The sequence below is a fragment of the Modestobacter sp. KNN46-3 genome, assembly GCF_011039295.1.
Map to the genome: position 1 here is coordinate 1 of NZ_JAAKGN010000312.1, position 1,745 is coordinate 1,745.

Consider the following 1,745-nt stretch of genomic DNA (forward strand, 5'->3'; position numbering starts at 1 on the left):
GCCGAGCGGGCCGAGGTGATCGACTCGTCCAGGCAGATCGGCGTGCGCACCGTGCGGGCCAGCTCGGCGTGGCCGAGCACGTCGTCCTCGTCCAGCGGCTGCTCGATCAGCAGCAGGTCGAAGGGGTCAAGCCGGGCCAGGTGCCGGGCGTCGGAGACGGCGTAGGCGGTGTTGGCGTCGACCTGCAGCGCCACGTCGCCGAAGCGCTCCCGGACGGCACGGACCGGCTCGACGTCCCAGCCCGGCTCGATCTTCAGCTTGATCCGCAGGTAGCCGGCCTCCAGGTAGCCGCCGACCGCGTCGAGCAGCTCCGGGATCGAGTCCATGATCCCGACCGAGACCCCGCAGGGCACCCGGTCCACGGCGGCGCCCAGGAACGAGCCGAAGGAGCGCCCGTCCGCGCGCAGCTCGGCGTCCAGCACCGCCGTCTCGATCGACGCCTTGGCCATCCAGTGCCCGGAGTAGGGGGCCAGCGCCCGGCCGACGGCGTTGGCGTCGAGGTCCGGGACGGCGGCGACGGCGGGGAGGAAGAACCGGCGCAGCACGTCGGCGACGCCGTCGACGTACTCGGCGGAGTAGCGCGGGTCCGGCAGCGCGGCGCACTCGCCCCAGCCCTCCGCCACGTCGGTCCGCGCCCGCACCAGCAGGATGTCGCGGGCGGTCTGACTGCCGAACGACGTGCGGAACGGTGCCACCAGCGGCATCCGGATCCGGCGCAGTTCCACGGCCTCGAGCTTCACGGTGTGGCCCTCCCGGCCTCAGGGGCGCCGGGCAGACCCGGGCCGTCGACGACGTACCAGCCCTCGCGGGCGAACCCCCGCACGCGAGCTCCTGCGGTCAGCGCACCGCCGAGGGTGGCGCGCACGGCGATGCGCCACTCCGCGGCCAGCGTGGCATCGCGGGCACGCAGTGTCTCGACGTCGGCCGGGACGGCGATCAGCGCGGGCACCCCCGGCGTCCCGGGCCGGGCCTCCGGGCGCCCGTCCGGCCCCACGGTCAGGACGGTGGCCGCGCCGGCGGCCAGCAGGGCGGGCAGGTCGACCTCCACCGGCTGGCCGGCGACCGCCCGCACCACCGCGGGGGCCTCCAGCGACCAGCAGGTGAGCAGCCGGTCGGACTGGTCGGAGGCGTTGATCGTGTCGGCCATCGGGCCGTAGAAGTCCGGCAGGTACTCCACGGGGGTGGCGGCCAGCCGGCCCAGGTTGAACCAGGCGTTGCGCCGGACGAGCGGGTCGAAGGTCCAGCTGATCCGGTCGAGGCCGTGCTGGAGTGCCCACGCCCGCTGGTGCAGCTTCAGCGCCCGGCCGACGCTGCGTCGCTGCGCCGACGGTGCGACGCCGGTGACGTGACTGTGCAGGGCGGTGCCCGACGGGGCCGCGAAGAAGGCCACGCAGGCCCCGACCAGCTGCCCGTCGGCGTACGCACCGAACAGCGGGTTGCCGGCCTTGGTCAGCGCCCGCATCAGCTCCACGGTCACTGGCGGGTTGTCCGGGGCGGGGTGCCAGATGGAGTCGAAGAGCGCCTGGACGGCCCGCAGGTCGGCCAGGTCGGTGAGCGCGGCGACCCGCACCCCCGAGGCGGCGGCGGCCTCCGCGGCGACGACCGAGGCTGCGCCGGCGCCGGCGCGGGCCGCACCCTGACCACCCGGCCCGGTGGCGGGCAGGGGCAGCGGGGTCCCGGCGATCAGGTCGGTCACACCGCCCATGGTCGGTGCGGTGGTCCCGCCCGGGCTTGGTGCGGGGTGC

2 protein-coding genes are annotated in these 1,745 nt (G+C 75.8%); both read right to left on the minus strand.

The window, feature by feature from the left end:
• On the minus strand, positions 1-740 hold a 740-nt coding region (locus tag G5C62_RS26875; RefSeq protein ID WP_164703394.1), incomplete at its 3' end, for an enolase C-terminal domain-like protein.
• Positions 737-1,745: GNAT family N-acetyltransferase (locus G5C62_RS26880; protein WP_241176168.1), on the minus strand; the 1,009-nt coding region annotated here is incomplete at its 5' end. The genes G5C62_RS26875 and G5C62_RS26880, both read right to left, overlap by 4 nt.